This is a genomic window from Pseudoduganella sp. jia 12, from assembly GCF_055502675.1.
Genome location: NZ_JBUXKP010000008.1, coordinates 46,753 through 71,618, shown reverse-complemented (window position 1 = coordinate 71,618; position 24,866 = coordinate 46,753). Strand labels below are relative to the sequence as shown.

Genomic DNA, 24,866 nt, shown 5'->3' with positions numbered 1-24,866 from the left:
TCGCGAGCTGTTGTATTCCCACCAAGGAGCCTGTCTTGTCACAACCAAGTCCACTGCCGGTCGCGCCGGATGACGAACGCTACTGGAGCACCATCCGGCGCCGGTACGCACCCTCGTCCGATTTCATCAACCTGGAAAACGGCTACTTCGGCATGCCGGCCATTCCCGTGCAGGAGGCGCTGCGCCGCCACCAGGAACAGGTGGACCGCGAGAACGCGTATTTCCTGCGCGTGCGCTTTCCCGAGCGGCTGGAACAGGTGATGGCGGCGCTGGCCGCCTTTACCGGCGCCGGCCGCGACGAGCTGCTGATCACCCGCAACGCGATGGAATCGCTGAACATCCTGATCCAGGGCTACCCGTTCGTGGCGGGCGACGAGGTGCTGCTGGCGCGGCACGACTACGACAGCGCCATCGACACCTTCGGCATGGTGGCCGAGCGCAAGGCACTGGCGCTGGCGACCGTGGACGTGCCGCTCGACCCGGGCAGCGACGAGGAGATCGTGGAGCTGTACGAGGCGGCGATCACCGCGCGCACGCGGCTCCTGCATGTCACGCACGTCGTGCACCGTACCGGCCAGGTCATGCCGGTGGCGAAGATCGCGGCGATGGCACGCCGGCGCGGGATCGACGTCATCGTCGACGGCGCGCATTCGCTGGCCCATATCGACTACACGGTGCCGGAGCTGGGCGCGCCGTTCGCGGCGTTCAACCTGCACAAGTGGGTGGGCGCGCCCCTGGGCACGGGCCTGCTGTACATCGCCAGGGAGCGCATTGCCGATATCGCGCCGCTGTTCGGCGACGTGGGCCATGCGCCCGGCGACATCGTGAAGCTCGGGCACTTCAGCGCGGTGCCGCCCGCGCCGATCCTGGCGATCGAGGATGCGCTGCGCTTTCATGCATCGATCGGCACGCGCAACAAGGAAGCGCGGCTGCGTTACCTCGCCGGCTACTGGATGGACCGGGTGCGCGCCCTGCCCGGCGTCAGGCTGTTTACCCCGACCGACCCAAGCCGCCATGGCGCACTGGCCTCATTCGGCATCGATGGCATGCCGGCGCGCCGGGTGGTCGAACGGCTGATGGGCGAACACCGCATCTTTACCGTGGTGCGCGGCATCGGCGATGGGGAATGCGTGCGTGTGACGCCGCACCTGTACACGTCGCTCGAGGATCTCGATGCGCTGGTGGCGGCGATCCGCGTACTGGCGGGCCACTGAGCCGCTAGCGTTCCACCACGGTGCGGGGCACGATGGGCGCCTGCATGACCTGGGCGATCAGGTAGCGCGCCGGGACCGTGCCGGGATTGTGGTAGGTGCTCGGCTCGTCGAGGCGCATGACGAGGCAGTCGCCGGCGGCCAGTTCCCAGCGCGTATCGCCGACGGTGATTTCCATCTGTCCTTCCAGCATCCACAGCTGGCGGTCGATGTCCTGCGACGACGTTTCATAGGCCACGCGGGCGCCGGCCGGAAACGTGATTTCGACCAGCTGCATCAGGGAAGGAACGGTGGGCGACAGTGTGCGGCGCACATAGCCCGAGCCGGGATCGGTCCACACGGGCTGCTCGCCGGCGCGCGCGATCGGCGAGGTTGCATCGACGGGTTTTTCGAACAGCGACGCCACCGGCACGCCGAGAGCGGCGGCCAGCTTGTCGAGCACCGTGGCGGTGGCACTGCTTTCACCACGCTCGATCAGCGAGATGTTCGACTTGCTCACGCCGCTGAGTTCGGCCAGCACCGCGAGGGTCATGCCGCGGGCATTGCGCAGTTCGCGCAGGCGGGTGGCGATGATTTGATTGATGTCCATGGGGCGCGAGTATACAGCCGTGTCGCCGCCGTGCCTTCCCTGCCGCTAGAATGTGGCCATGCCCCGCAAAAACCCGATCTTTCCCGGCCCCCGCACCGCCCGTGGCGCCGTCCTTGCCGTGCTGTTGTCGAACACCGACCAGGCGGGCGCCGAACCGCTGCGCGGCCGCGTCACGCTCGCCGCCATCGTGCGCGCGCTGAAGCGCAAGTACCACTGGCCCATCGAAACGACGAGTTTTCCGTCGAACGCCGCCGATGGCCGCGCCACCTGGGCCACCGTGTACAGCCTGCCGCCCGAAGTCATCGATGCCGCGCTGGACGAGAAGGGGCGCGACTGGCTGAAGGCGGCGTCGTAGCAACCTTTCCATCGCCATGTCAACCACCGGCGATTTCATCCTGCTTGCCACCTGCAACGCCGCCATGCATCGCATGGCTGTACACCGCCGCCGGGCAGCCGTGGGATTGGTGATGACTTGATTGGTGATGACTTGTTACCGGACTTGTTTTTATAACAAGTCCGTGACAGCATAGCGGCCTGGTTACCACGAAACCCACGGAGGCACGATGAAATCGCATTGGCTGGTTCATGCAGCAGCAATCCTCTTCGCAGGCTCCGCGCACGCCCAGCTCGTGGAGCCCTCCTCGCAACAGGCGAACCTGTATGCCACGCAGCAAGCGGCCATGCAGGCATCGTTCGACAAGGCTTACCAGCCCTACCCCCGCGCCTACGGGCGGGACGAAGCGGCCGTTTCCAGCGACAAGGCCTTCCAGGGGCTCTTCAAGCGCGACCCGAGGCTGGTCGGCGGCTACCAGCTGACGCCGAACCTGGCCATCGAGGCCGGTTACGTCTACCTGATGGACCGGGGCTTTCACCGCATCGATCCCTGGGAACCGGAAAATCCGCTGGGCACCCTGAACATCAATAACTTCAGCAGCCACCTGGCCGCGAAGTATTCGCTGCCGCTGACCGACAAGCTGGTTGCCTATGGCAAGGTGGGCAAGGCCCACAGCGTGATGACGCCATCGATCAGCGTGGCGCGGGCGAGAGCGCGCGAAACGGGCAAGCCGTTACGCGAGAACGAAATGGATACGGGCCTCTACCTCGGCGCGGGCGCGCAGTACAAGGTCGACGAAAAAACGACGATCGACGCGCAGTACGGCAGCCATGGCGACTCGGCGAAAAAATGGGGCAAGGCGACCAATTCCACCGGCGTGCGTGCCAACCTCAATATGGGTTTCTGATCGGCGGCGATGGCACCCGGCGGCACGGCGGCAAGTCAGTCTCCTGATTGGCCGGCACCATCGCGGTCGCGGTCGTGATGCCGCATCGCGCGAAAGGGCGGCAGCCACGGTTCGCGGCGGATCGTCCACAGTTCGTAGGTGGGTTCGAACTGGCCGGGCGCGTCCAGCGTGCCGAGGTTCACTTCGATTTCATCGGCGCTGCGCGAATAGACCGACGACCCGCAACGCGGGCAGAAGAACCTGCCCGCGTAGTCCCCCGTCTCGCCCTCGACCGTCACCGCATCCTCGGGAAAGATCGCCGAAGCATGGAACAGCGCGCCGTGGTGCTTGCGGCAGTCGAGGCAGTGGCAGACGCCCACGCGACGGGGCGCTCCTGTCGCCACGATGCGCACATTGCCGCACAGGCAGCCACCGGTGACCTGGTCCATGCCGCGCGGTTCCAGGGCTCAGGAGCGGCGGCTCACGAGCCGCGCGCCGATCGCCAGGCCGATCACCGCCGCGCCCACCACCAGTGCCGTATTGCGCTGTCCTTCGGGCCGACGCTGGCCGCCATCGATGCCGCTGGCGCCGGCAGGCGGCGCATACATGGTGCCGGTGGTGTCGCGCGCCGGCTCCGCGCGCTTCGACCACTTGTCCATGAAGCGGTTCATCAGCATCGCAGCGAGGGGATTGGCGAACTCCCCGAGTTTCAGCAAGGGCGCGGGCATGCCGATCACCGTGCTGGGGCGTGGGTGGCGTGCCAGTTTCACCACGGCGTCCGCCACCTTCTCGGGTGACAGCGCACCGGGCGGATACGTCAGCTTCGCGCCCGTGTAATTCCCGGCATGGTAGACCGCCGGGGTATCGACGAACGTGGGATAGACGTCGCAGATATGGATCTGCGGATGGTCGCGCATCTCGCCACGCAGTGCCGCGCTGAAGCCGCGCAGCCCGAACTTGCTCGCGGAATAGGCTGCCGCATAGGGCGACGTGATGTAGCCGCCCAGCGAGATCATGTTGACCCAGGTACCGTGGCCCTGCGCCACGAAGACAGGCAGCACGGCGTGCGCCTCGTTCATGTGGCTGACGAGGTTCGTCTCGACGACCTGGCGGTGATCGGCCATCGGCACGTCGAGGTATTTGCCGACCACGCCGATGCCCACATCGCTGAACCACAGGTCGATACTGCCCAGCGCGGCGCGTGCGTCGGCCGCGAAGGCCGCCACCGCGTTCGTATCGGTCACGTCGACGACCTGCACTGTTGCCTGTCCGCCCGCCTCCCGGCACCGGCTGGCGATATCCTCCAGCCCCTCCCTGCCGCGTGCGCCCAGTACCAGATGCGCGCCCTGCCTGGCGAAAGCGACTGCCGTCGCGGCACCGATGCCGCTCGATGCGCCCGTGATGACGACGCGTAAAGTGCCTTGCTTCATGCTTGACCACCTTTCAACGATTGCGGGAGTCGTGCAAGTTACCCGATAAGAATCGAACGTGGCGCAGCCCATGGCCGCATGCAATCCCCGGAAAGAGCCATCGACAACCTGGCAACTTTTAAGTTAGTATTGCGATTGATTCTCATTTAGATTCTCATTCCACCACTTTCCAGGAGTTGTCATGTTGTCCGATCGCGCAGCCAGTCCCGCCCCGCACCAATTCTCCCAGCAGTCCGGGAGGCGCGGTATCCGGCTGACCATGCTGTGCGCGAGCCTGTCGCTGGCCTATCCGCTGGCCCTGCACGCGGCCGAGGACGTGGCGGCAAACATGGCGACAAACGCGGCGGATGCGGTGGATGCGGCCGCCACGATGCAGACGGTGACCGTCACGGGTACCGCCGACAACAACACGGAAAACACCGGTTCCCTGGCCAGCCGCAAGGCCAGCGTGATGAAGGGCTTCGAAGACGTTCGCGACATTCCGCAGCCGGTCACCGTGATCACGCGCCAGCTGCTGGACGACCGCAACTTTCTCGACCTGCACGACGTGCTGCAGAACACGCCGGGCGTGTCGGTCGACTACACCGACAGCGAACGTGTGTCGTACCACTCGCGCGGCTACCAGATCGACGCGCTGCAGGTCGATGGCATCACGATCAACCAGAGCGGTTCGCACTTCGTGCAGCCGGATACGGCCGTGCTGGACCGCGTGGAAGTGCTGCGCGGCGCCTCGGGCATGCTGCGCGGCTCGGGCAATCCTTCGGCCACCGTGAACATGGTGCGCAAGCGCCCCACGCGCGAATTCCAGCTCTCCGGCGCGGCCACCGTGGGCCGCTGGGATCGCCATCGCGTGGAAGGCGACATCTCCGGTGCGCTGAACGCCTCGGGCTCCCTGCGGGGCCGCGCCGTGGTCGTGGCGGACGAAAAGGAGTTCTTCCAGAAGGCCAAGCAGGAAAAGCGCGAAGTGCTGTACGGCGTGGTGGAATACGACCTGGCGCCGACCACCACGGTCACCGCCAGCCTGCAGCACACGGACCTGGACGCCACCGGCGCCTGGGGCGGCATGCCGGGCAACCTCGACGGTTCGCCGCTGTACCTGCCGCGCGATACGTACCTGGGCGTGGACTGGAACCGCTGGAACCGCTACAACGACATCGCCCAGGCCGAGATCGAGCACCGCTTTGCCAACGGCTGGACCGCGAAAGCCAGCGTGGCCTGGGTGCATTTGGCGCTGAAGGACGGCGGCTTCAAGCAGTCGTATTTCACGCGCGTTCCCGGCACCGACCCTTACCGGTTCAGCGTGGCCTCGGCGCAGTACACGGGTGCCGAAAGCACGCAGAAGGTGTTGAACCTGGTGGCCAACGGACCGTTCACGCTGTTCGGCCGCAAGCATGAGCTGATCGTGGGCGGCGAAGCGCTGCGCACCGAGGCCGTCGACAGCTGGGGCCAGGGCAACCTGTATCCGCAGATCGTGGATATCCGCACCTTCGATCCCTACACCACGTATGCCGAGCGCGACGTGGCCACGCCGGGCAGCGCCAATCCGAACTTCACGCGCCAGAAAGGCGTGTTCGGCACGGCGCGGCTGTCCGTCACCGATCCGCTGACGCTGCTCGTCGGCGGGCGCCTGTCCTGGTGGGAATACGCGGTGCCGCGCACCCCGGCCAGTAACTACAAGATCGAGCGCGAAGCCACGCCGTTCGCGGGCCTCGTGTACGACTTCAACCAGCATGTGAACGCCTACCTGAGCTATACGGAGATCTTCACGCCGCAAAACGTGAAGGATGCGAACGGCAGCATCATGCAGCCGATCCGCGGTGAAGACTACGAAGCGGGCGTGAAGGGCGATTTCTTCGGCGGCAAGCTGACGGCATCTGCCGGCATCTTCCACATCACCAACGAAGGCAAGGCGGTCGAGGATCCCACGTCGATCAATCCATGCACGCCGTACTACATCACCGGCTTCTGCCGCGTGGCCGGCGGTAAAACTCAAAGCAAAGGGTGGGAGCTGGAAGTGGCCGGCGAAATCCTGCCAGGCTGGCAGGTGCAGGCGGGCTACACGAATACCCGCACCAAGTACATCACCGATACCAGTAGCGCCAACACGGGCCTGCCGCTGCGCAGCATCGACCCGCGCCACAAGCTGAACGTGTTTTCCAACTACCGCTTTGGTGGCGAGCTGAACGGTGCGCTGCAAGGCCTGACGGTGGGCGGCGGCGTGCGCACGCAGGACGGTTCCTATGTGACCGCCGGCGGCCTGACGGCGCGCCAGGGCGGCTACTCGATCTTCAACGCGATGGCCAGCTACAAGTTCAACGAGCGCTACTCGGTGCAGCTGAACGTGGACAACCTGTTCGACAAGACGTACTACAAGAAGTTCGCGCCCACCGGCATCAGCTACTACTACGGCGACCCGCGCTACGTTTCGCTGACGCTGCGCGCCAGCCTGTAAGCCGTCACAGCGCCTGCCCGCCCGACACCTCGATCCGCTGGCCCGTCACCCAGCGGTTGTCGGCGGACAGCAGGCTGGCGACCATCGGGCCGATGTCGTCCGGCACGCCGACCCGGCCCAATGCCGTCATCTGCGCCAGCATGCGGTTCAGGTCGGGGTTGTCGCGCACGGCGCCGCCACCGAAATCCGTCTCGATCGCACCCGGCGCCACCGTGTTGACGGCAATGCCGCGGCTGCCGAACTCCTTCGCCATGTAGCGCGTCATCACTTCCACCGCGCCCTTCATCGCCGCGTACGCCGCATAGCCTGGAATGGTGGTGCGCGTCAGCCCGGACGACAGATTGACGATCCGGCCGCCATCGGCCAGCAGCGGCACCAGCGCCTGCGCCAGGAAAAACACGCCCTTGAAATGCACATCGACCAGGCGGTCGAACTGCGCCTCGGTCGTCTCGGCCAGCGGCGCATGTTCGCCATGGCCGGCATTGTTGACGAGGTGGTCGAACGTGGTGCGGCCCCAGGTCGTGCGCAGCGCGGCTTGCAGCGTCTCCACGAAGGCCGGGAACGACGCGATGTCGCCGCTGTCGAGCCGGATCGCCACCGCCTTGCGGCCGAGCGCCTCGATCTCGGCCACGACGGCCTGCGCATCCCCGGCGCGGCTCTGGTAGGTGAGAATGACGTCGCCGCCACGGCGGGCGATGCTGGTTGCCGTGTTGCGGCCGAGGCCGCGGCTGGCGCCGGTAACGAGGGAAATCGTGGTCATGCTGGACTCCTTGGGAAAAAACGTGATCGGGAGACGCCATGGTGCGGCCGGAATGCCGACCGGAATTTCCCGATACCGCGACGTTTTTGCCTAATCCTCCAAATGGCGAATGCCCGTACGATTTTCGGTTACATTGGCGCCATGACACCCCTGCTCGACGCGGTCCGCCGCCATGCCGACCTCCATACGAACGCCGACGGCCTCGGCATTTCCGCCATTCCCGGCCTCATGACCGTGCGCGCGTTCGCGCCCAGCGGCTTGCAGCACGCGATCGCCAGACCGATCGTCTGCCTCGTGGTCCAGGGCAGCAAGAACGTGACGGTGGGCACCACGTCCATGGACTTCAGTGCCGGCGAATCGCTGCTGATCGCGGCGGACGTGCCGATCGCCAGCCAGATCACCCGGGCCAGCCTGGCGGCGCCCTACCTGTCGCTGGTGCTCGAGCTGGACCATGCCGTGATCGCCGAACTGGCCGTGCAGATGGGGCAGGCGCCGGAGGGTGAACATGCGCCAGTGCGCGTCGATACGACGGATGCGGAAGTGGCGGACGCGGCATTGCGGCTGCTGCGCCTGCTCGACCGTCCCGCCGCCGTGCCCGTGCTCCACGCCCAGCTGGTGCGCGAATTGCATTACTGGCTGCTGGCCGGCCGCCATGGCCCCGCGCTGCGCCGCCTCGGGTGGCCGAACGGCCCGGCGCAACGGGTGGCACGCGCGGTCGCCTTGCTGCGCACCGATTTCGCCCGCACGCTGCCGGTCGAGCGCCTCGCCGAGGTGGCGGGCATGAGTCCCTCGTCGTTCCACCAGCATTTCCGCGCGGTGACGTCGCTGTCGCCCCTGCAATTCCAGAAAGGATTGCGGCTGATCGAGGCGCGCCGGCTGATGGTGGCCGAAGGCGCCTCCGCCAGCAGTGCTGCCTTCGCCGTCGGTTATGAAAGCGTGCCCCAGTTCACGCGCGAGTACGGGCGGCTGTTCGGCGCCACGCCCGTGCGCGATGCCAAGGCGTCACGGGAGCGCGTGGCGACCGCCTAGTGGGTCACTAGCGTGCGCCGGGAGCACGATTGGCGCGGCAATTGGTATTGCAGCCGGATTCGACATAGTATGGTTACCGCCGCGTCTTCCCATTTCCGCCTCCAACATCGTTCCCGGGCCGCCGATCATGACGAGCGAACACGAGCCACCGCCAGCCGCCGAGCCGGGCACGCCGGAGCTCTCGTTCGGCCAGCTCCTTTACCGCTTCCTGTTCTTCGACTGGCTGTTCCGCGACGTGAACGCGGCGCGCGACCTGTATGAGCGCCATGCCGCGCGCCAGCACAACCAGCGCATGAGCCGTTATCTGCCCGTCTACCTGCGCCGCTGGTCCGTGCTGGCGGCGTTCGATTTTGGTCTGGGCATCCTGTTCGAGAAAGTGGTGCAGGCAACGCTGGTGTCGGCGTGGTTCTTCACCTGGTCGTGCGTGACGGTGACGGGCATGGTCGTCATCACCGTGGCCTGGCTGTTCCTTGCATTTGCGCGCATGCCCTGATGTCGCTTATGCCGGGAACGAGAACCCCGGCGGATAAGCATGGAACCCGTCGAAGTCCGCTTTCCCCACCGGCATGCCAGCCTGCCGCGCAATGGCATACACCATGCTGTAATGGAAAAAGAAGTTGGGCAAGCCATAGAGCATGAAGTAATCCGGTCCATCGAAATGCAGGTCGGCGAAGCCGGCCACCGTGTCCACCCGCCGTGCGGCGAGATCGTCGAACGCGTCGGCGGGCAGGGTGGCCAGGTACGCGGCGGACTGCGCCAGCTCACGCCGCACGCCCTCCAGCGTGAAATCTTCTCCCTCGAACGATACGATCGCGCGGCCCGCGAGCGGGCAACTGACACGCAAGGTAAAACCGATGGCGGTGCGCGCCTGTTGCAGCAGCGGCGCCATGCCGGGGTGCAGGCGCTGGCCGGCCACGGCCGGGTCGGTATCGGCCACGCGTTGCAGCAGGTGGTCGAGGCGGTCCAGGTAATGCAGGAAAACGCGTGGTGGCGCGATCATGGTCAGCTCCTGTTTGCCGATGGGGTGATGACGGGTATCATAGAGGATACCGTTCACCTGGCACCCGTTACCGAGCCGCCATGCGCCGCTGGATCCTCATCATGCTGCTGCTGATCTACCCGTTCCAGGTTGCCCTGGCAATGGCGGACCGCTGCTGCCTGACGACACCGCAGGGCGTGACGCACCATGCAACGGCGGCGCAATCCGCAGCGGCGCAGCCCATGGCCGGCAGCGGTGACGACCACGGCAGCGCCAGCGACCCGCACTGCGCGGCCTGCGTGTTCGTCCACACGATCAGCTTTCCCCCCACCATCGCCATGATTCCGGCCGTGCACGACGCCGTGCCCACGTTTGCCGGTCTCGTCCCCGCCTTGCCTTCGCACAGCCCCGGCCGCCCCGAACGGCCGCAGTGGCCGCCTGCCGCCCAGGCATAGCGCGCAGGCTTCCTGCGCCTGATCCGATCCTTTCGATCGCGATCCTTTCGATCCATCATCAGGAGCATCCATGTTCATCCAGCCCGGACGACGATTCGTCCCGGCCGTGGTGCTGGCCTTCGCCTGCGGCATCGCCGCGGCGGGGGAGCCGGCCACGGCCATTCCGCTCGACCTGCCGGCCGCCATCGCGCTGGCCGACGGGTACCATCCGACATTGCGTGCCGCCGCGCACGAGGCCAGCGCCAGCGCGGCCGCCGTCGAGCAGGCCGGCCGCCTGCCGAACCCCGAACTGGCCTACCTGCGCGAAGGCCACCGCGCCGGCAGCCGCACCACGACCGTGCAGATCAACCAGCCGCTCGAACTGGGCGGCAAGAGAAAAGCCCGCATCGCTGTCGCACAAACCGCATTCGAGCTGGCCGGCAGCGACCATGCGCTGCGCCGGCAGGCCTTGCGGGCCGACGTCATCGCGGCGTTCTACACGGCCCTCGTCGCGCAGGAGCGCCGGCAACTCGCGCAGGCGACGCTGGACGTGGCGGGCAAGAGCCTGGCGGCCGTCGAGGGCCGGGTCGCCGCCGGCAAGGTGTCGCCCGTGGAAGCAAGTAAGGCGAGGGTGGCGCAGGCCGATGCCCGCGTCGAACTCGAACGCGCCACGGCGGAGCTGGCGATCGCCCGCAACGCGCTGGGCGCGCTGGTGGGCGAAACGCTCGATGCGCGCGTGCTGGCCGGTGGCGCGGTCAGCATGCTGCCACCCGTCGAACCGCTGGCGGCGCTGCTGCAACGGTCCGCCGGCGCGCTGTCCGTGCGCCGCGCGCGCCAGCAGCTGGCGTTCCGGAATGCGCAGGCCGATGCCGAGCGCGCCGCCCGCGTGCCGGACGTGACGCTCACCATCGGCAGCCAGCGCGACGACCAGCTGGCGCACCGCCAGGCCATCGTCGGCGTGGCGATTCCCTTGCCGCTGTTCGACCGCAATGCCGGCAACCTGGCCGCGGCAACCGCGCGTGCCGATGGCGCCCGCGCGGAACTGCAAGCCGCCGAACTCGCGGCCCGCACGGACCTCACGGCCGCCCACCTGCGCTATGGCCAGGCGCGCGGCGAGGCACTGCTGCTGGAGCACGACGTGGTGCCGGAAGCGCGCTCCGTCCACGAGCTGACGATGAAAGGTTTTGAATACGGCAAGTTCACCTTCCTCGACGTGCTCGACGCGCAGCGCACATGGTTCCAGGCCCGCGCCCGCCAATGGCAGGCCATGCTCGATGCGTGGCGCGCCCACGCCGAGATCGAACGCCTCGCCGGCCCCGCACACACCGACACACACTGACAAGCAAGAGACTGACATGACGAGAAAACAGAAACTGGCGATTGCGCTGATGTGCGTGGTCGCCGCCGTGCTGGCCGCGCTGATGCTGTGGCGCCAGCCTGCCGGCGATGGCCACGATGGCCACGATGAGCACGGGAAAGACGGCAAGCACGAACAGCACGGCGCAAGCGCGGACCACGCGGCCCACGAGGATTCGCATGGCCACGACGACCGCCACGCGGAAGACGCTCCCGCGGCCGCCGAGTCGGATGCGATCGCGATGACCGATGCGCAGATCAAGGCCAACGGCATCGCCATCGATGCCGCGCAGCCGGCCGCGCTGCGCGAAACGCTGCACCTGCCGGCGCAGGTGCGGGCCGATGCGGAACGCACGGTCGCCATCGCGGCACCGGCGCGTGGCATGGTGCAGTCGGTGCTGGTGTCGCCCGGCAGCACGGTGCGCAAGGGCCAGGGCCTGGTGACGCTGCAAAGCCCGGAAGTGGCGCAGTGGCGTGCCGATGCCGCCGCAGCGGCGCAGCGGCTGCAACTGGCCCGCACGGTCGTCGAACGCGAGCGCAAATTGTGGGACGAGCGCATTTCGGCGCGGCAGGATCTCGACATCGCGCAGGCCGCGTTCAATGAAGCGCAGGTGCAGGCCGATGCGGCGCGCCAGCGCCTGGCCGCCTTCGGCATTGGCACGTCGGGTGGCGCCACCGTCACGATCCACGCGCCGCTGGCCGGCGTGGTCACCGACCGGCCCGCGGTGGCCGGCATGGTGGCGGACGTGACCCAGCCATTGCTGACCATCGCCGACCTGGGCCGGGTGTGGATCGAGGCGGCGGTGCCGTCGGGCAGCCTGGCGCAGGTGGAACCGGGCATGCCGGCCACCGTGACGTCGACCGCGCTGGCCGAAGCCGTGCAGGGTACCGTGTCGTTCGTGGGCCCCGTACTGGGCGAAACCACGCGCATGGCCACCGCCCGCATCACGCTGCCGAATCCGGGCCTGCGGCTGCGGCCCGGCATGCTCGCCACCGTCGACCTGCTGGGGCCGAAAGGCGATGCCGCCGTGACCGTGGCGGCCGACGCGGTGCAGACGATCCATGAACGCAGCGTGGTCTTCGTGCGCACGCCGGGCGGCTTCGAGGCACGCACCGTGACCATCGGGCGCTCGGACGGCCGGCGCACGGAGATCGTCAAGGGGCTCGCGGCGGGTACGCGTCACGCTGCGGTTGGCAGCTACCTGCTGAAAGCCGATCTCGGCAAGGCAGAAGCCGAGCACGATCACTAAGGGGCCGCCATGTACCAACAACTGATTGCCGCGGTGATTGCGCGGCGCTGGCTCGTCGTGTTCGCCGTGCTGGGCCTGGCCGCGATGGGCCTGTACAGCTACGGGCGCCTGCCGATCGACGCGGTACCGGACATCACCAACGTGCAGGTGCAGATCAACGCGCCCGCGCACGGCTATTCGCCGCTCGAGGTGGAGCAGCGCATCACGTTCCCCATCGAGACCGTGATGAACGGCTTGCCGGGGCTGGAGCAGACCCGGTCCTTGTCGAAATACGGCCTGTCGCAGGTGACGGTCGTGTTCCGCGACGGCACCGACATCTATTTCGCCCGCCAGCTCGTGAACGAACGGCTGCAGCAAGCGCGTTCGCAATTGCCGCCCGGCGTGGAACCGTCGCTGGGACCGATCGCCACGGGGCTCGGCGAGATTTTCTACTGGACCGTGGAAGCGAAGGAGGGCGCCCGCAAGCCGGACGGCACGCCGTACACGCCGACCGACCTGCGCGAAATCCAGGACTGGGTGGTGGCGCCGCAATTGCGCGGCGTCCCCGGCGTTACGGAGGTCAACACGATCGGCGGCTACGAAAAGGAATTCCAGGTGGCGCCGGACATGGACCGCCTGGCCGCGCACGGCCTGAGCCTGGCGCAACTGGTGACGGCGCTCGACCGCAACAACGGCAACGCGGGTGCCGGCTACATCGAGCGCGGCGGCGAACAGTTCGTCGTGCGCACGCCAGGCCAGTTGCGCACGGCCGAGGAAATCCGCAATATCGTGCTCGACGTGGTGCAGGGCGCCCCGATCCGCGTGCGCGACGTGGCGGATGTAGAGCTGGGCCGGGAACTTCGCACCGGCGCGGCCACGGAGAACGGCCGTGAGGTGGTGCTGGGCGCCGTGTTCATGCTGATCGGCGAGAACAGCCGCAGCGTGGCCGACGCGGCGCGCCACCGGCTGGAGGACATCAACCGCTCGCTGCCGGCAGGGGTGCAAGCCTTGCCTGTGTACGACCGCTCCGTGCTCGTCAACAAGGCGATCGGCACGGTGCGCAACAACCTGGCCGAAGGCGCACTGCTGGTGGTCGCGATCCTGTTCGTCTTCCTCGGCAACCTGCGTGCGGCACTGATCACGGCCATGGTGATCCCGCTGACGATGCTGCTGGTGTTTACGGGCATGGTGCAGGCGGGCGTCAGCGCCAACCTGATGAGCCTTGGCGCGCTGGACTTCGGCATCATCATCGATGGCGCGGTGGTGATCGTGGAGAACTGCATCCGGCGGCTCGCCCATGCGCAGGCCGCCGCGGGCAGGGCGCTCACGCGGGAGGAACGCTTCGCCGAAGTAGCGGCCGCCGCCACCGAAGCGCGCCGCCCGCTGCTGTTCGGCCAGTTGATCATCATGACGGTGTACCTGCCGATCTTCGCGCTGTCCGGCATCGAGGGGCGCATGTTCCACCCGATGGCGGTGACGGTGGTGATGGCGCTGGTGGCGGCGATGGTCCTGTCCGTCACGTTCGTGCCGGCCGCCGTGGCGCTGTTCGTCACGAAACCCGTGGCGGAACGCGACAGCCGCATCATGGTCAAGGCCCGCGACTGGTATGCGCCGGTGCTCGACTGGGTGCTGCGCAACCGCCCGGTGGCATTGACGTTCGCCGTGCTGGCCGTGCTGCTGTCGGGGTTATTGGCCACGCGGCTGGGCACGGAATTCGCGCCGAACCTGGACGAAGGCGATCTCGCCGTGCTGACGATGCGCATTCCCGGCACCAGCCTGCAGCAGTCGGTGCTGATGCAGCAGCGGCTGGAAAAGGCGCTGCTGCAGCAATTCCCCGAGATCGAACGCATGTTCGCGCGCATCGGCACATCGGAAGTGGCCACCGACCCGATGCCGCCCAACGCGGCCGACAGCTACATCATGCTGCGCCCGGAAAAGGAGTGGCCGAAACCGCGCAAGTCGCATGCGGAACTGGTGGCGGCGATCACCGAGGCGGCGAATCGCATCCCCGGCAACAACTACGAGTTCTCGCAACCGATCCAGCTGCGCTTCAACGAGCTCATTTCCGGCGTGCGCAGCGACGTGGCCGTGAAGGTGTTCGGCGACGATCCCGAATCGATGCAGGCCGCCGCCCGGCAGGTGGCGCAGCGCCTGCAAAAGCTCCCTGGCGCTGCCGAGGTGAAGGTCGAGCAGACCGAAGGCCTGCCGGCGCTGACCTTGCAGGTGGACCGCATCAAGGCCGCGCGCTATGGCCTGAACGTGGCGGACGTGCAGGAAGCGTTCGGCACGCTGGTCGGCGGGCGCGACGTGGGCCTGGTGTTCGAAGGCGACCGGCGCTTCGCCATCACGGTGCGTTTGCCGGAAGGCTTGCGCAACGACGTGGACACGCTGCGCAGGTTGCCGATCGCGCTGCCGGCCGCCTCTTCCACGAACAATGGCCACTCGGCCAGCATCCCGCTGTCGGAAATCGCCACGCTGGCATTCGTGCCGGAAGCAAATCAGATCAGCCGGGAGAACGGCAAGCGGCGCGTGGTCGTCACGGCCAATGTGCGCGGGCGCGACCTCGGTTCCTTTGTCGCCGACCTGAAGGGTGAACTGAAGAGCGTGAAGCTGCCAGCCGGCACGTGGCTGACCTTGGGCGGGCAATTCGAGAACCTGGAAAAGGCGGCGCAGCGGCTGGCCATCGTGGTGCCGCTGGCGCTGGCCATCGTGTTCGCGCTGCTCTACCTGATGTTCAACAGCCTGCGCGACGGCCTGCTCGTCTTTACGGGCATCCCGTTCGCCATGACGGGCGGCGTGCTGGCGCTGTGGCTGCGCGGCATGCCGCTGTCCATCTCGGCGGCGATCGGCTTCATCGCGCTGTCGGGTGTGGCGGTGCTGAACGGCCTCGTGATGCTGTCGTTCGTGCGCACGCTGCGCGAAGGAGGGCTGTCGCGGGAAGACGCGATGCGCGAGGGCGCGCAAGGGCGGCTGCGGGCGGTGCTGATGACGGCCCTCGTCGCGTCGCTGGGCTTCCTGCCGATGGCGCTGGCCACCAGCACGGGGGCCGAGGTACAGCGGCCGCTGGCCACGGTGGTCATCGGCGGCATCCTGTCGTCCACGGCGCTGACCTTGCTGATCCTGCCGGCGCTGTACACGTGGCGCCGGCGGCCGGAAGCGATTACTCCAAAGTATTGAACTTCGCTGTCTTCGCGATCCCCCTACAATCGACCGCCACCGATATGTTTTGCTTCAGGGAGGCTTGTATGGGAAGGAAAGATGTGCCGGGGATCGGCGAATATGGCGGGCCGGCCGGCGGCTGGGGTGCACTGCAGGCGGTCGCGAAGGCGCTGCGGGGCGAGATGACCGCCCACAGCACGACGATCATGCTGCAGGTGAACCAGCCGACGGGCTTCGACTGCCCCGGCTGCGCGTGGCCCGATCCGCGCCACGGCTCGTCGTTCGAGTTCTGCGAGAACGGCGCCAAGGCCGTGTCGTGGGAAGCGACGAACAAACGCGTCACGCCCGAGTTCTTCGCGCAGCACAGCGTGAGCGAATTGTGGGAACGGGACGACTTCAACCTGGAATTCGAAGGGCGGCTGACGCACCCGATGGTGTACGACGCCGCCACCGACCATTACGTGCCGATCTTGTGGGACGACGCGTTCGCCCGCATCGGCGCAGTGCTGCGCAGCCTGCCGAGCCCGGACATGGCCGAGTTCTATGCCTCCGGCCGGGCCTCGAACGAGGCCGCGTTCCTGTACCAGCTGTTCGCGCGCGAATACGGCACCAACAACTTCCCCGACTGTTCGAACATGTGCCACGAAGCGACCAGCGTGGGACTGCCGGAATCGATCGGCGTGGGCAAGGGCACCGTGTCGCTGGAGGATTTCGACCATTGCGACGCGATCTTCTCGTTCGGCCACAACCCCGGCACGAACCACCCGCGCATGCTGGCCACACTGCGCGCCGCCGCGCTGCGGCACGCGCCCATCGTGGTGTTCAACCCGTTGAAGGAACGCAGCTTGGAGCGCTTCAAGTCGCCACAGAGCCCCGTCGAAATGACGCTGGGCAAGGCCGTGCCGATCGCCTCGCACTATTACCAGGTGCGCATCGGCGGCGACTGCGCGGTGCTGAAGGGCATGATGAAGGCGCTGCTGGCCGCGGACGCGCGGCAGGTGGCGCAAGGGGGGCCGAGCCTGCTGGACCGCGAATTCATCCGCGACCACACGAGCGGTTTCGATGCGCTGGTGGCGGACCTGGACGAGACCTCGTGGGACGAGATCGAACACGTCTCGGGCCTGCCGCGCGCGGATATCGAGACCGCGGCGGACGTGTACGCGAAGGCGAAGCGCGTCATCATCTGCTACGGCATGGGCATCACGCAGCACAGGCACGGCACGTCGAACGTGCAGCAGCTGGCGAACCTGCTGCTGGGCGGGCATATCGGCCGCGAGGGCGCCGGCATCTGCCCGCTGCGCGGCCATTCGAACGTGCAGGGCGACCGCACCGTGGGCATCACCGAAATCCCCAGCCAGGGGTTCCTCGACGCGCTGGAGCGCGTGTTCGGCATCAAGGCGCCGCGCGAGCATGGCCATGGCGCCGTGGCAGCCCTGGAAGCGATGCGCGACGGCCGCTCGCGGGCATTGATCTGCCTCGGCGGCAACCTGCCGGTGGCGATGCCCGATCCGCAGGCGTGCTTCGATGCCGTGCGCGGCCTGGACCTCACGGTGAACATCGCCACGAAGCTGAACCGCTCGCACCTGCTGGTCGGTAAAAACACGTTCATCCTGCCGTGCCTGGGCCGCACGGAACGCGATGTGCAGGCCACCGGGCCGCAGGCCGTGTCGGTGGAGGATTCGATGTCGATGGTGCACTCGTCGCACGGCTCGCTGCCGCCGGCGTCGGAACACCTGCGCTCCGAACCGGCCATCGTGGCCGGCATCGCCCGCGCCACGCTGCCGCAGTCGAAGGTGGACTGGGAATGGCTCATCGCCGACTACGGCCGCATCCGCGACAAGATCGAACAGGTGTTCCCCGACTTCGACAACTACAACGAGCGGGTGGCCCAGCCGCGCGGCTTCCGGCTCGAGAGCCCGGCCATGCGCCGCGAGTGGCACACGAAGACGGGCAAGGCCAACTTCATCGTGTTCGACAGCAAGCGCCAGCGGCCGCTGGCCCGGCCGGGTGAAGAGAACCCGCTGGTGCTGGCCACGATCCGTAGCCACGACCAGTACAACACGACGATCTATGGCAAGAACGACCGCTACCGGGGCGTGACGGGCCGGCGCGACGTCATCTTCGTGCACGAGGACGACCTGGCCGCGCGCGGCCTGGAACACGGCGACATGGTCGACATCGAAGCCGTGGCCGAATGCGACCATCCGGGCGAGCCGCGCATCCTGCGCAACCTCGTCGCCGTGGCATTCGACATCGCCCGCGACTCGGCGGCGGCCTACTACCCGGAAGCGAACGGGCTGGTGGCGCTGTCGAATTACGACGAGCGCAGCGGCACGCCGTCGTACAAGTCGATTCCGATCGTGATCCGGCGCGCCGCCTCGGGCGGGCAGGACAAGGCGGTGACCGACCGGTAGAGTCGACTCGCTAGCGGGTGGCGGCGATGTGGAAGCCGCTGCCCGTGATGTCCCCATCGTCGGCTTCGGAGCGCGTGACCCCGGTCACGCGCGCGCCGGGCGGCCCGTGCCGCGACCATGCCACCATGGCCTCCACATGCTGGCGCGGCCCCTGCAAGCAGGCTTCCACCGTGCCGTCGTGCCGGTTGCAGACCCAGCCCGTGAGCCCCAGGGCGTTTGCTTCGGCCGCCAGCGCGTAGCGAAAGCCCACGCCCTGCACGGTTCCTTCGATGATCAGTCGGGTTGCCATAGGTCGATACCCTTGGGTTGATGGCTGATATATCAGTGTAGCCTCATGCGATACCCAAATGGATATCGGCACTTAGAAAATAATCATTGGTATGCTTATATCGATCTGGGTACGATGTTTTCAACAGGCGCCGCAGCAGCGGCAGCCAACACAATAAAACATCGGAGACTTCCATGCACCGCATCCCTGCCTTCGCGCCGCCGCGCTTCGTCTCGTCGTCCTAGCTTTACCACCGCACCGTTTGAATACCGCTGCCCGATTCCGGGCACCGGATTCGCATACGCATCGCCGGCCGCTGCCGTCAGCGGCGCCGAGTGCGTTCGCACGTCCGCCGCACGGCCACCGAGGCCGCCGTGCCGCCGGACCCGATCTGCTTCACATGACCAATGACTGCAATAACAACACGGAGATGACAATGCTGAAAAAACTGGTGGCGGGTGTAATGCTGGCATGCGGTGCCGCATCGAGCGGCGCGATCGACCTGGCCGGGCTGCAGAACGCGCACGATCCGGGCACGATCACCAAGGACGGCGATACCTACTTCAACTTCACGACCGGCACCGGCATCTGGTATTCCACGTCGACCGACCTGAAGACCTGGCAGGGCGGCCCGGCGCCGGTATTCGCCACCAATCCGGCATGGGTCGAGCAGAAGATCCCCAACTTCAAGGCCACCGGTTCGTCGTACTGGGCACCGGACGTGATCCAGATGAACGGCGCGTACTACATCTATTATTCGGTGTCGCAGTGGGGCACCACGAATTCGGCGATCGGCGTGGCGCGCAGCCCGTCGCTGAAGAACCCCGTGTGGACGGACCTGGGCATCGTGGTGCAGTCGTTCAACAAGGGCAATGCCGAGATCAACGCGATCGATCCGGCCCTGTTCCGCGACCACGACGGCCGGGTGTTCATGAGCTTCGGCTCCTTCTTCGGCGGCATCGGCGTGGCCGAGATCGACCAGGCCACGGGCAAGCTGGCCAACTACGTGACGAAGATCGCCGGCGGCACCAACGCCCGCCGCGACATCGAGGCGCCATACATCACGCGCAACGGCGACTACTACTACCTGTTCACCAACCGCGGCGCCTGCTGCAAGGGCAGCGACAGCACCTACTACGTGGAGGTACAGCGCGCCACCAGCGTGGACGGCCCGTACTCCGAGCCGCGCACGATCCTGCAGAACATCGACGGCCGCCACAAGGGCCCGGGCCACGTGGGCGTGCTGAAGCAGGGCGGCTGCAACTTCGTCTCCACGCATTACTACGACACGGCCGACAACGGCTTTGCCAAGCTGCAGATCATGAAGATGGAGTACGCCACGCGCGGCACCGACATCGACTGGCCCGTTCTCACGCGCGATTTCGACAGCTTCACCGACGACTGCAACGGCGTCAGCGACGGCCGCTACGCGATCCTGAACGGCGCGAGCGGCAAGGCGCTGACGGTGGCCGACACGGCAAGGCTGCGCGCCACCCAGCCGGGCGCGATGGTGCAGCAGAAGGACTTCAGCAACCTGAAGAACCAGTACTGGTACGTGGTCGGCCACGGCAACGGCGACTTCAGCATGATCAACGAACACAGCCTGCTGGCCATGGACGACTGGGAAGTGTCGATGTCGCCGGGCGCGAAGGTGGCGCAGTGGTCGTACTGGGGCGGCGACGGCCAGAAGTGGCAGCTCGAAGGTTCCGATGCCGGCCCTGTCACGATCAAGAACAAGATCAATGGCCTGTTCGCCGAAGTGAGCGGCGGCAGCACCGCGAACAACGCGCCGGTCCTTCAGTACCCGCTGCACGGCGGCGCCAGCCAGCAATGGTCGCTGGTGCGCAAATAACCAGAAGAGGCTTTACTCCATGAATACCAGACTCGTACAACTGGCCGCCGCCGCGCTGCTGGCCGCCACCGCCACGGCCGCATCCGCCGATGTCGTCCTCGTCACCGACCGGGGCGCGTTCGATGCGCTCGGTTCGATCGCCCACAACAGCAACTTCGACGATTTCGGCGCCGGCTTCCAGGAACCGGGAACCCCGTTCACCCGCGGCGATGTCACGTATGCGTCCGACCTGAACATCACCGTGGGCGCGGCTACCGGCTATTCGATCGGCGCGCTGCGCACGGTGATCTCGAACGACTACTTCACGGGCCTGGCCGGCACCATCGCCAGCGGCTACAACCTGTTCGGCTTCGATGCGGCCGTGACCAGCGGGCCGGTCGACATCACGATCACCACCAACCAGGCGACCTACACGTTCAACGGCGTGGCGCTGGCCGATGGCGCGACCGGCCTGACATTCCAGGGCTTCCAGTCGACCGGTGCCGGCGAATACTTCACGGGCTTCCGGATCGACACGCTGGGCGATGGCTACCTGCCGGGCATGACCGATGTCGCCGTCGGTGTCAGCCCGGTGCCGGAGCCGGCGATGGGCATGCTGCTGCTGGGCGGGCTGGGCGTATTAGCACTGGCGCGGCGACGCTCGAAAAACTGCATCTGAAAAATCAGGGACGGACGCTAATGCCGTTCAGTAAGGCGACGTGACCATTTGAGTTGGCATTAGCGTGCCTGGTGGTGGAGCAGGGGTTTCAAGGAGCACCGCTCCTTGCCTGCGTAACGGAGAGGGCCTGCAGGCCCTCTCTCCTTCCGGACATTTTTTCCGGGCGCTTCATCCGGAAAATGTGTCGGACACCGGTTTGCCGCTCAGGGAATCGGCAACATTATGCGAAAACCGGTCGGTCCGCCGCAGCGGTCCGACACCAAAAAGCCGGTGTCCGGAAGGAGTGATGGCATGCATGCCATCACCGCTTCACAGGCGTGGAGCAGGCTCCACGAAACCCCTGTGAAGCCACCAGTGCGCTAGCGTCACGGACTGCATCGAATTCCGTTAACTGAACGGCATTAAGGCGGTACGGCGCTCCGGCGGACCCTGTTTTAAATACGGCGAAAAAAAGGCCGGTTGCTCGCGCAACCGGCCTATCTCATTTGAAACGAACCACTATCAGGCGTTCAGTGCTTCCAGCGCCTGGTTGAACGTGGCGCTCGGGCGCATCACGGCTTTCACCTTCGCGCTGTCCGGCTGGTAGTAGCCGCCGATGTCGGCCGGCTTGCCCTGCACTTCCAGCAGTTCGGCGACGATCTTCTGCTCGTTCTCGGCCAGCGACTTGGCCAGCGGTGCGAACTTGGCGGCCAGTTCGGCGTCTTCGGTTTGCGCAGCCAGTTCCTGGGCCCAGTACAGGGACAGGTAGAACTGCGAGCCGCGGTTGTCCAGCTCACCGGTCTTCGGCGACGGCGACTTGCGGTTGTCCAGCAGCTTGCCGGTGGCCGCGTCCAGCGTCTTGGCCAGCAGTTTCGCCTGGGCGCTGCCGGTCTTGATGCCCAGGTCTTCCAGGCTCACGGCCAGGGCCAGGAACTCGCCCAGCGAATCCCAGCGCAGGTGGTTTTCCTCGGTCAGCTGCTGCACGTGCTTCGGTGCCGAACCGCCGGCGCCCGTTTCGTACATGCCACCGCCGGCCATCAGCGGGACGATCGAGAGCATCTTCGCCGACGTGCCCAGTTCCATGATCGGGAACAGGTCGGTCAAGTAGTCGCGCAGGATGTTGCCGGTAACGGAGATCGTATCCAGGCCGCGGATCACGCGTTCCAGCGTGTAGCGCATCGCGCGCACCTGCGACATGATCTCGATGTGCAGGCCCGTGGTGTCGTGATCCTTCAGGTACGTGTTGACCTTCTTGATCAGTTCATTTTCGTGCGGACGGTACGGGTCCAGCCAGAACACGGCAGGCATGCCGGAGTTGCGCGCGCGGGTGACGGCCAGCTTGACCCAGTCGCGGATCGGCGCATCCTTCACCTGGCACATGCGCCAGATGTCGCCCTGCTCGACGTTCTGCGACAGCAGCACTTCGCCGGTGGCCAGGTCGGTGATGTTCGCCACGCCGTCTTCCGGCACTTCGAACGTCTTGTCGTGCGAGCCGTATTCCTCGGCCTGCTGTGCCATCAGGCCCACGTTGGGCACGGTGCCCATCGTGCGCGGATCGAAGGCGCCATGCCATTTGCAGAAGTTGATGATCTCCTGGTAGATGCGGGCGAAGGTGGATTCCGGGATCACGGCCTTCACTTCCTTCAGGCGGCCATCGGCGCCATACATCTTGCCGCCGGCACGGATCATTGCCGGCATCGACGCGTCGACGATCACGTCGTTCGGCGAGTGGAAGTTGGTGATGCCTTTTGCCGAGTCGACCATCGCCAGCGGCGGACGGTTTTCCTGGCAGGCGTGCAGGTCGCGCTCGACTTCTTCGCGCTGCGAGGCCGGCAGGGTGGCGATCTTGTTGTACAGGTCGGCCATGCCGTTGTTGACGTTGATGCCCAGGCTGTCGAACAGCGCGCCGTGCTTCTCGAACGCTTCCTTGTAGAACATGCGCACGCAGTGGCCGAACACGATCGGGTGCGACACCTTCATCATCGTGGCCTTCACGTGCAGCGAGAACATCACGCCCGTGTTCTTCGCGTCTTCGATCTGCGCCGCGTAGAAGTCCAGCAGTGCCTTGCGGCTCATGAACATGGAGTCGATGATCTCGCCTTCCTGCAGCGCGACCTTCGGTTTCAGCACGATGGTCTGGCCGGACTTCGTGATCAGTTCCATCTTGACTTCGCGGGCACGGTCCAGCGTCATCGACTTTTCGCCGTGGTAGAAGTCGCCGTGCGTCATGTGCGACACGTGGGTGCGCGATGCCTGCGACCATTCGGCCATCGAGTGCGGGTTCTTGCGCGCGTATTCCTTCACGGCACGCGGCGCGCGGCGGTCGGAGTTACCTTCGCGCAGCACCGGGTTCACGGCGGAGCCGATGCACTTGCCGTAGCGGGCCTTGATGGATTTTTCCTCGTCGGTCTTCGGATCGGACGGGTAGTCGGGAATGTTGTAGCCCTTGCCCTGCAGTTCCTTGATGGCGGCCTGCAGCTGCGCCACGGAGGCGCTGATGTTCGGCAGCTTGATGATGTTCGCGTCCGGCTCCAGCGTTTTCTTGCCCAGCTCGGACAGCACGTCGGGCATGCGCTGCTCCGGCGTCAGGTTTTCCGGGAAGTTCGCGAGGATACGCGCGGCGACCGAGATATCGGCCTCGTCGACGCGGATGCCTGCGGGCTTCGTGAAAGTCCTGACGACCGGCAGGAATGCGTGCGTCGCCAGCAGCGGCGCCTCGTCGGTCAACGTGTAGATAATGGTCGGATCATTGCTCATGCGCTCGTTCCTCGGAATTCGTGGGGTTCCTGATACTGAAAAATCGCCTGCCTGGTCGCGCGTCAACGCAATATCCTTCATCACCGAGACGCTCCGGCGGCGCTATGGACAGCGCCAAATCATAACCCACTCGCTCCGGGGCAGGGGTTCGGAATGATGCTGTTTCGCTATGCCAGAGGTCGGGGTCCGGTAGCCGGGCAGGCCTGCCTTGCCGATCAAGTCTTATATAAGATATAGGACACGGGCGACATTATGCACGAGCTTGGGGTGGGATGCCAGTTTTTGCCGTGGAAACCGCCCCTGGTTGTCATTCCACTTATGGAACCCGAGCAAGGTCAAACCGGCTTGGCGCCGAATGCCGATACTGGTGGGATTTCAACACCATCGGTGCGGAAATCTCACCAAATCATACCCAAAATAGGTACACTACATGAAGGCGATATTTGTCGAGCTTCCGTCATTCCAGCGCTTGCGTGACGAGTACTTCGATGACGATTCGTTCAAGGGCCTGCAGGATGCGTTGATGAGTCATCCCGAGGCTGGCGATGTCATCAAGGGCACGGGAGGCCTGAGGAAGATCCGGTATGCCGACGAGCGGCGCGGCAAAGGCAAAAGAAGTGGCCTCCGCGTGATTTATTTCTGGAAAGACGCCGCTGATCAATTCTGGCTGTTCACCGTCTACGGCAAGGATCAGGCGGACGACCTCACCCCGGACCAGTGCAAGCTGCTGAAGCAGCGTCTGGACCTGGAAATCAAGGCAAGGAGAATCTTGAAATGACCAAACGCGATATTTTTGCCGAACTTATGGAAGGTTTTGACGCGCTGGCAGACGCCCGCGAAGGCAAAACCACGCTTCGAACGAGTGAAGTGGAATACAAGCCGGCGCCGGAAATGACGCCCGAGAATGTGCGAGCCCTGCGCAAGAAACTCCATGTTTCCCAGCCCGTGTTCGCCCGAAGGCTGCGCACTGAAGTGCGCACCATCAAGAACTGGGAGCAGGGCATATCCAAACCGAATGACCAGGCCGCTATCCTGCTGAAACTGATCGACCGCGATCCGGGGATACTCGATCAGATAGCAGCGCTTTGAA

At 66.1% G+C, this 24,866-nt stretch carries 22 protein-coding genes; 15 read left to right on the top strand and 7 right to left on the bottom strand.

Translation table 11 applies throughout. The annotated features are described in order from the left end of the window. The first annotated feature begins 35 nt into the window (after window positions 1–35). On the top strand, window positions 36–1,214 hold the full coding sequence (locus ACY65G_RS18515; RefSeq protein WP_464998771.1) for an aminotransferase class V-fold PLP-dependent enzyme: 1,179 nt from the start codon (window positions 36–38) through the stop codon (window positions 1,212–1,214). Window positions 1,215–1,218: 4 nt separating this feature from the next. Here ACY65G_RS18515 and ACY65G_RS18510 read toward each other — a convergent pair whose 3' ends face one another. Next, window positions 1,219–1,800, bottom strand: coding sequence for a helix-turn-helix domain-containing protein (locus tag ACY65G_RS18510; protein WP_464998770.1), 582 nt, complete (start codon window positions 1,798–1,800; stop codon window positions 1,219–1,221). A gap of 58 nt (window positions 1,801–1,858) precedes the next feature. On the opposite strand from ACY65G_RS18510, the gene ACY65G_RS18505 reads away from it, so the two are divergent. Then, window positions 1,859–2,155, top strand: a complete 297-nt coding sequence (locus tag ACY65G_RS18505; RefSeq protein WP_464998769.1) for a hypothetical protein — start codon at window positions 1,859–1,861, stop codon at window positions 2,153–2,155. A 208-nt stretch (window positions 2,156–2,363) separates the two neighbouring features. After that, window positions 2,364–3,041, top strand: coding sequence for an outer membrane beta-barrel protein (locus tag ACY65G_RS18500; RefSeq protein WP_464998768.1), 678 nt, complete (start codon window positions 2,364–2,366; stop codon window positions 3,039–3,041). Between the two features lie 35 nt (window positions 3,042–3,076). On the opposite strand, the gene ACY65G_RS18495 is transcribed toward ACY65G_RS18500, so the two are convergent. Both ACY65G_RS18495 and ACY65G_RS18490 read right to left on the bottom strand, forming a co-directional pair. Next, a complete protein-coding gene (locus tag ACY65G_RS18495) occupies window positions 3,077–3,469 on the bottom strand; it encodes a GFA family protein (RefSeq protein ID WP_464998767.1) in 393 nt (130 codons plus the stop codon). Between the two features lie 18 nt (window positions 3,470–3,487). After that, on the bottom strand, window positions 3,488–4,450 hold the full coding sequence (locus tag ACY65G_RS18490) for an SDR family oxidoreductase (RefSeq protein WP_464998766.1): 963 nt from the start codon (window positions 4,448–4,450) through the stop codon (window positions 3,488–3,490). Between the two features lie 181 nt (window positions 4,451–4,631). Here ACY65G_RS18490 and ACY65G_RS18485 point away from each other — a divergent pair, with 181 nt between their 5' ends. Beyond that, window positions 4,632–6,902: a TonB-dependent siderophore receptor gene (locus ACY65G_RS18485; RefSeq protein WP_464998765.1), complete on the top strand. Its 2,271-nt coding sequence runs from the start codon at window positions 4,632–4,634 to the stop codon at window positions 6,900–6,902. 4 nt (window positions 6,903–6,906) lie between these two features. Here ACY65G_RS18485 and ACY65G_RS18480 read toward each other — a convergent pair whose 3' ends face one another. Beyond that, window positions 6,907–7,662 (bottom strand): SDR family NAD(P)-dependent oxidoreductase, encoded by a 756-nt coding sequence (locus ACY65G_RS18480; RefSeq protein ID WP_464998764.1) that lies wholly within the window; start codon window positions 7,660–7,662, stop codon window positions 6,907–6,909. 141 nt (window positions 7,663–7,803) lie between these two features. On the opposite strand from ACY65G_RS18480, the gene ACY65G_RS18475 reads away from it, so the two are divergent. Continuing rightward, complete coding sequence (locus ACY65G_RS18475) at window positions 7,804–8,691, top strand: AraC family transcriptional regulator (protein WP_464998763.1); 888 nt, start codon at window positions 7,804–7,806, stop codon at window positions 8,689–8,691. Window positions 8,692–8,818: 127 nt separating this feature from the next. Continuing rightward, complete coding sequence (locus ACY65G_RS18470; protein WP_464998762.1) at window positions 8,819–9,184, top strand: hypothetical protein; 366 nt, start codon at window positions 8,819–8,821, stop codon at window positions 9,182–9,184. Between the two features lie 6 nt (window positions 9,185–9,190). Here ACY65G_RS18470 and ACY65G_RS18465 read toward each other — a convergent pair whose 3' ends face one another. Continuing rightward, window positions 9,191–9,691: a DUF1993 family protein gene (locus ACY65G_RS18465; protein ID WP_464998761.1), complete on the bottom strand. Its 501-nt coding sequence runs from the start codon at window positions 9,689–9,691 to the stop codon at window positions 9,191–9,193. Window positions 9,692–9,771: 80 nt separating this feature from the next. Between ACY65G_RS18465 and ACY65G_RS18460 the strand changes: the two genes are divergently transcribed. From ACY65G_RS18460 to ACY65G_RS18440, 5 genes are all read left to right on the top strand, one after another. Then, window positions 9,772–10,125: a hypothetical protein gene (locus ACY65G_RS18460; protein ID WP_464998760.1), complete on the top strand. Its 354-nt coding sequence runs from the start codon at window positions 9,772–9,774 to the stop codon at window positions 10,123–10,125. Window positions 10,126–10,195: 70 nt separating this feature from the next. Then, a complete protein-coding gene (locus tag ACY65G_RS18455; protein WP_464998759.1) occupies window positions 10,196–11,443 on the top strand; it encodes a TolC family protein in 1,248 nt (415 codons plus the stop codon). Between the two features lie 16 nt (window positions 11,444–11,459). Next, window positions 11,460–12,710, top strand: coding sequence for an efflux RND transporter periplasmic adaptor subunit (locus tag ACY65G_RS18450; protein ID WP_464998758.1), 1,251 nt, complete (start codon window positions 11,460–11,462; stop codon window positions 12,708–12,710). A gap of 9 nt (window positions 12,711–12,719) precedes the next feature. After that, window positions 12,720–15,866 (top strand): efflux RND transporter permease subunit, encoded by a 3,147-nt coding sequence (locus tag ACY65G_RS18445; RefSeq protein WP_464998757.1) that lies wholly within the window; start codon window positions 12,720–12,722, stop codon window positions 15,864–15,866. A gap of 68 nt (window positions 15,867–15,934) precedes the next feature. After that, window positions 15,935–18,262, top strand: a complete 2,328-nt coding sequence (locus ACY65G_RS18440) for an FdhF/YdeP family oxidoreductase (RefSeq protein WP_464998756.1) — start codon at window positions 15,935–15,937, stop codon at window positions 18,260–18,262. A gap of 10 nt (window positions 18,263–18,272) precedes the next feature. Here ACY65G_RS18440 and ACY65G_RS18435 read toward each other — a convergent pair whose 3' ends face one another. Continuing rightward, entirely contained in the window at window positions 18,273–18,551 is a 279-nt protein-coding gene (locus ACY65G_RS18435) for an acylphosphatase (RefSeq protein ID WP_464998755.1), read from the bottom strand. 415 nt (window positions 18,552–18,966) lie between these two features. Here ACY65G_RS18435 and ACY65G_RS18430 point away from each other — a divergent pair, with 415 nt between their 5' ends. Beyond that, window positions 18,967–20,382, top strand: a complete 1,416-nt coding sequence (locus tag ACY65G_RS18430; protein ID WP_464998754.1) for a family 43 glycosylhydrolase — start codon at window positions 18,967–18,969, stop codon at window positions 20,380–20,382. Window positions 20,383–20,401: 19 nt separating this feature from the next. Next, window positions 20,402–21,040, top strand: coding sequence for a PEP-CTERM sorting domain-containing protein (locus ACY65G_RS18425; RefSeq protein ID WP_464998753.1), 639 nt, complete (start codon window positions 20,402–20,404; stop codon window positions 21,038–21,040). A gap of 501 nt (window positions 21,041–21,541) precedes the next feature. Here ACY65G_RS18425 and ACY65G_RS18420 read toward each other — a convergent pair. After that, entirely contained in the window at window positions 21,542–23,776 is a 2,235-nt protein-coding gene (locus tag ACY65G_RS18420; RefSeq protein ID WP_464998752.1) for an NADP-dependent isocitrate dehydrogenase, read from the bottom strand. A 430-nt stretch (window positions 23,777–24,206) separates the two neighbouring features. On the opposite strand from ACY65G_RS18420, the gene ACY65G_RS18415 reads away from it, so the two are divergent. Next, window positions 24,207–24,554 carry a toxin gene (locus ACY65G_RS18415; RefSeq protein ID WP_464998751.1) on the top strand — a complete coding sequence of 116 codons (348 nt, stop codon included), beginning with the start codon at window positions 24,207–24,209 and terminating at the stop codon, window positions 24,552–24,554. Beyond that, the gene (locus ACY65G_RS18410) at window positions 24,551–24,865 is read left to right on the top strand and encodes a helix-turn-helix domain-containing protein (RefSeq protein ID WP_464998750.1); all 315 of its coding nucleotides are present in this window, start codon (window positions 24,551–24,553) and stop codon (window positions 24,863–24,865) included. The genes ACY65G_RS18415 and ACY65G_RS18410 overlap by 4 nt, the downstream gene beginning before the upstream one ends. The last annotated feature ends 1 nt before the right edge of the window (window position 24,866 follow it).

Bases quoted from the DNA above. Each gene is read 5' to 3' on its own strand.
- ACY65G_RS18510 (WP_464998770.1), bottom strand. From the start codon at position 1,800: ATGGACATCAATCAAATCATCGCCACCCGCCTGCGCGAACTGCGCAAT.
- ACY65G_RS18505 (WP_464998769.1), top strand. From the start codon at position 1,859: ATGCCCCGCAAAAACCCGATCTTTCCCGGCCCCCGCACCGCCCGTGGC.
- ACY65G_RS18500 (WP_464998768.1), top strand. From the start codon at position 2,364: ATGAAATCGCATTGGCTGGTTCATGCAGCAGCAATCCTCTTCGCAGGC.
- ACY65G_RS18495 (WP_464998767.1), bottom strand. From the start codon at position 3,469: ATGGACCAGGTCACCGGTGGCTGCCTGTGCGGCAATGTGCGCATCGTG.
- ACY65G_RS18490 (WP_464998766.1), bottom strand. From the start codon at position 4,450: ATGAAGCAAGGCACTTTACGCGTCGTCATCACGGGCGCATCGAGCGGC.
- ACY65G_RS18485 (WP_464998765.1), top strand. From the start codon at position 4,632: ATGTTGTCCGATCGCGCAGCCAGTCCCGCCCCGCACCAATTCTCCCAG.
- ACY65G_RS18480 (WP_464998764.1), bottom strand. From the start codon at position 7,662: ATGACCACGATTTCCCTCGTTACCGGCGCCAGCCGCGGCCTCGGCCGC.
- ACY65G_RS18475 (WP_464998763.1), top strand. From the start codon at position 7,804: ATGACACCCCTGCTCGACGCGGTCCGCCGCCATGCCGACCTCCATACG.
- ACY65G_RS18470 (WP_464998762.1), top strand. From the start codon at position 8,819: ATGACGAGCGAACACGAGCCACCGCCAGCCGCCGAGCCGGGCACGCCG.
- ACY65G_RS18465 (WP_464998761.1), bottom strand. From the start codon at position 9,691: ATGATCGCGCCACCACGCGTTTTCCTGCATTACCTGGACCGCCTCGAC.
- ACY65G_RS18460 (WP_464998760.1), top strand. From the start codon at position 9,772: ATGCGCCGCTGGATCCTCATCATGCTGCTGCTGATCTACCCGTTCCAG.
- ACY65G_RS18455 (WP_464998759.1), top strand. From the start codon at position 10,196: ATGTTCATCCAGCCCGGACGACGATTCGTCCCGGCCGTGGTGCTGGCC.
- ACY65G_RS18450 (WP_464998758.1), top strand. From the start codon at position 11,460: ATGACGAGAAAACAGAAACTGGCGATTGCGCTGATGTGCGTGGTCGCC.
- ACY65G_RS18445 (WP_464998757.1), top strand. From the start codon at position 12,720: ATGTACCAACAACTGATTGCCGCGGTGATTGCGCGGCGCTGGCTCGTC.
- ACY65G_RS18440 (WP_464998756.1), top strand. From the start codon at position 15,935: ATGGGAAGGAAAGATGTGCCGGGGATCGGCGAATATGGCGGGCCGGCC.
- ACY65G_RS18435 (WP_464998755.1), bottom strand. From the start codon at position 18,551: ATGGCAACCCGACTGATCATCGAAGGAACCGTGCAGGGCGTGGGCTTT.
- ACY65G_RS18430 (WP_464998754.1), top strand. From the start codon at position 18,967: ATGCTGAAAAAACTGGTGGCGGGTGTAATGCTGGCATGCGGTGCCGCA.
- ACY65G_RS18425 (WP_464998753.1), top strand. From the start codon at position 20,402: ATGAATACCAGACTCGTACAACTGGCCGCCGCCGCGCTGCTGGCCGCC.
- ACY65G_RS18420 (WP_464998752.1), bottom strand. From the start codon at position 23,776: ATGAGCAATGATCCGACCATTATCTACACGTTGACCGACGAGGCGCCG.
- ACY65G_RS18415 (WP_464998751.1), top strand. From the start codon at position 24,207: ATGAAGGCGATATTTGTCGAGCTTCCGTCATTCCAGCGCTTGCGTGAC.
- ACY65G_RS18410 (WP_464998750.1), top strand. From the start codon at position 24,551: ATGACCAAACGCGATATTTTTGCCGAACTTATGGAAGGTTTTGACGCG.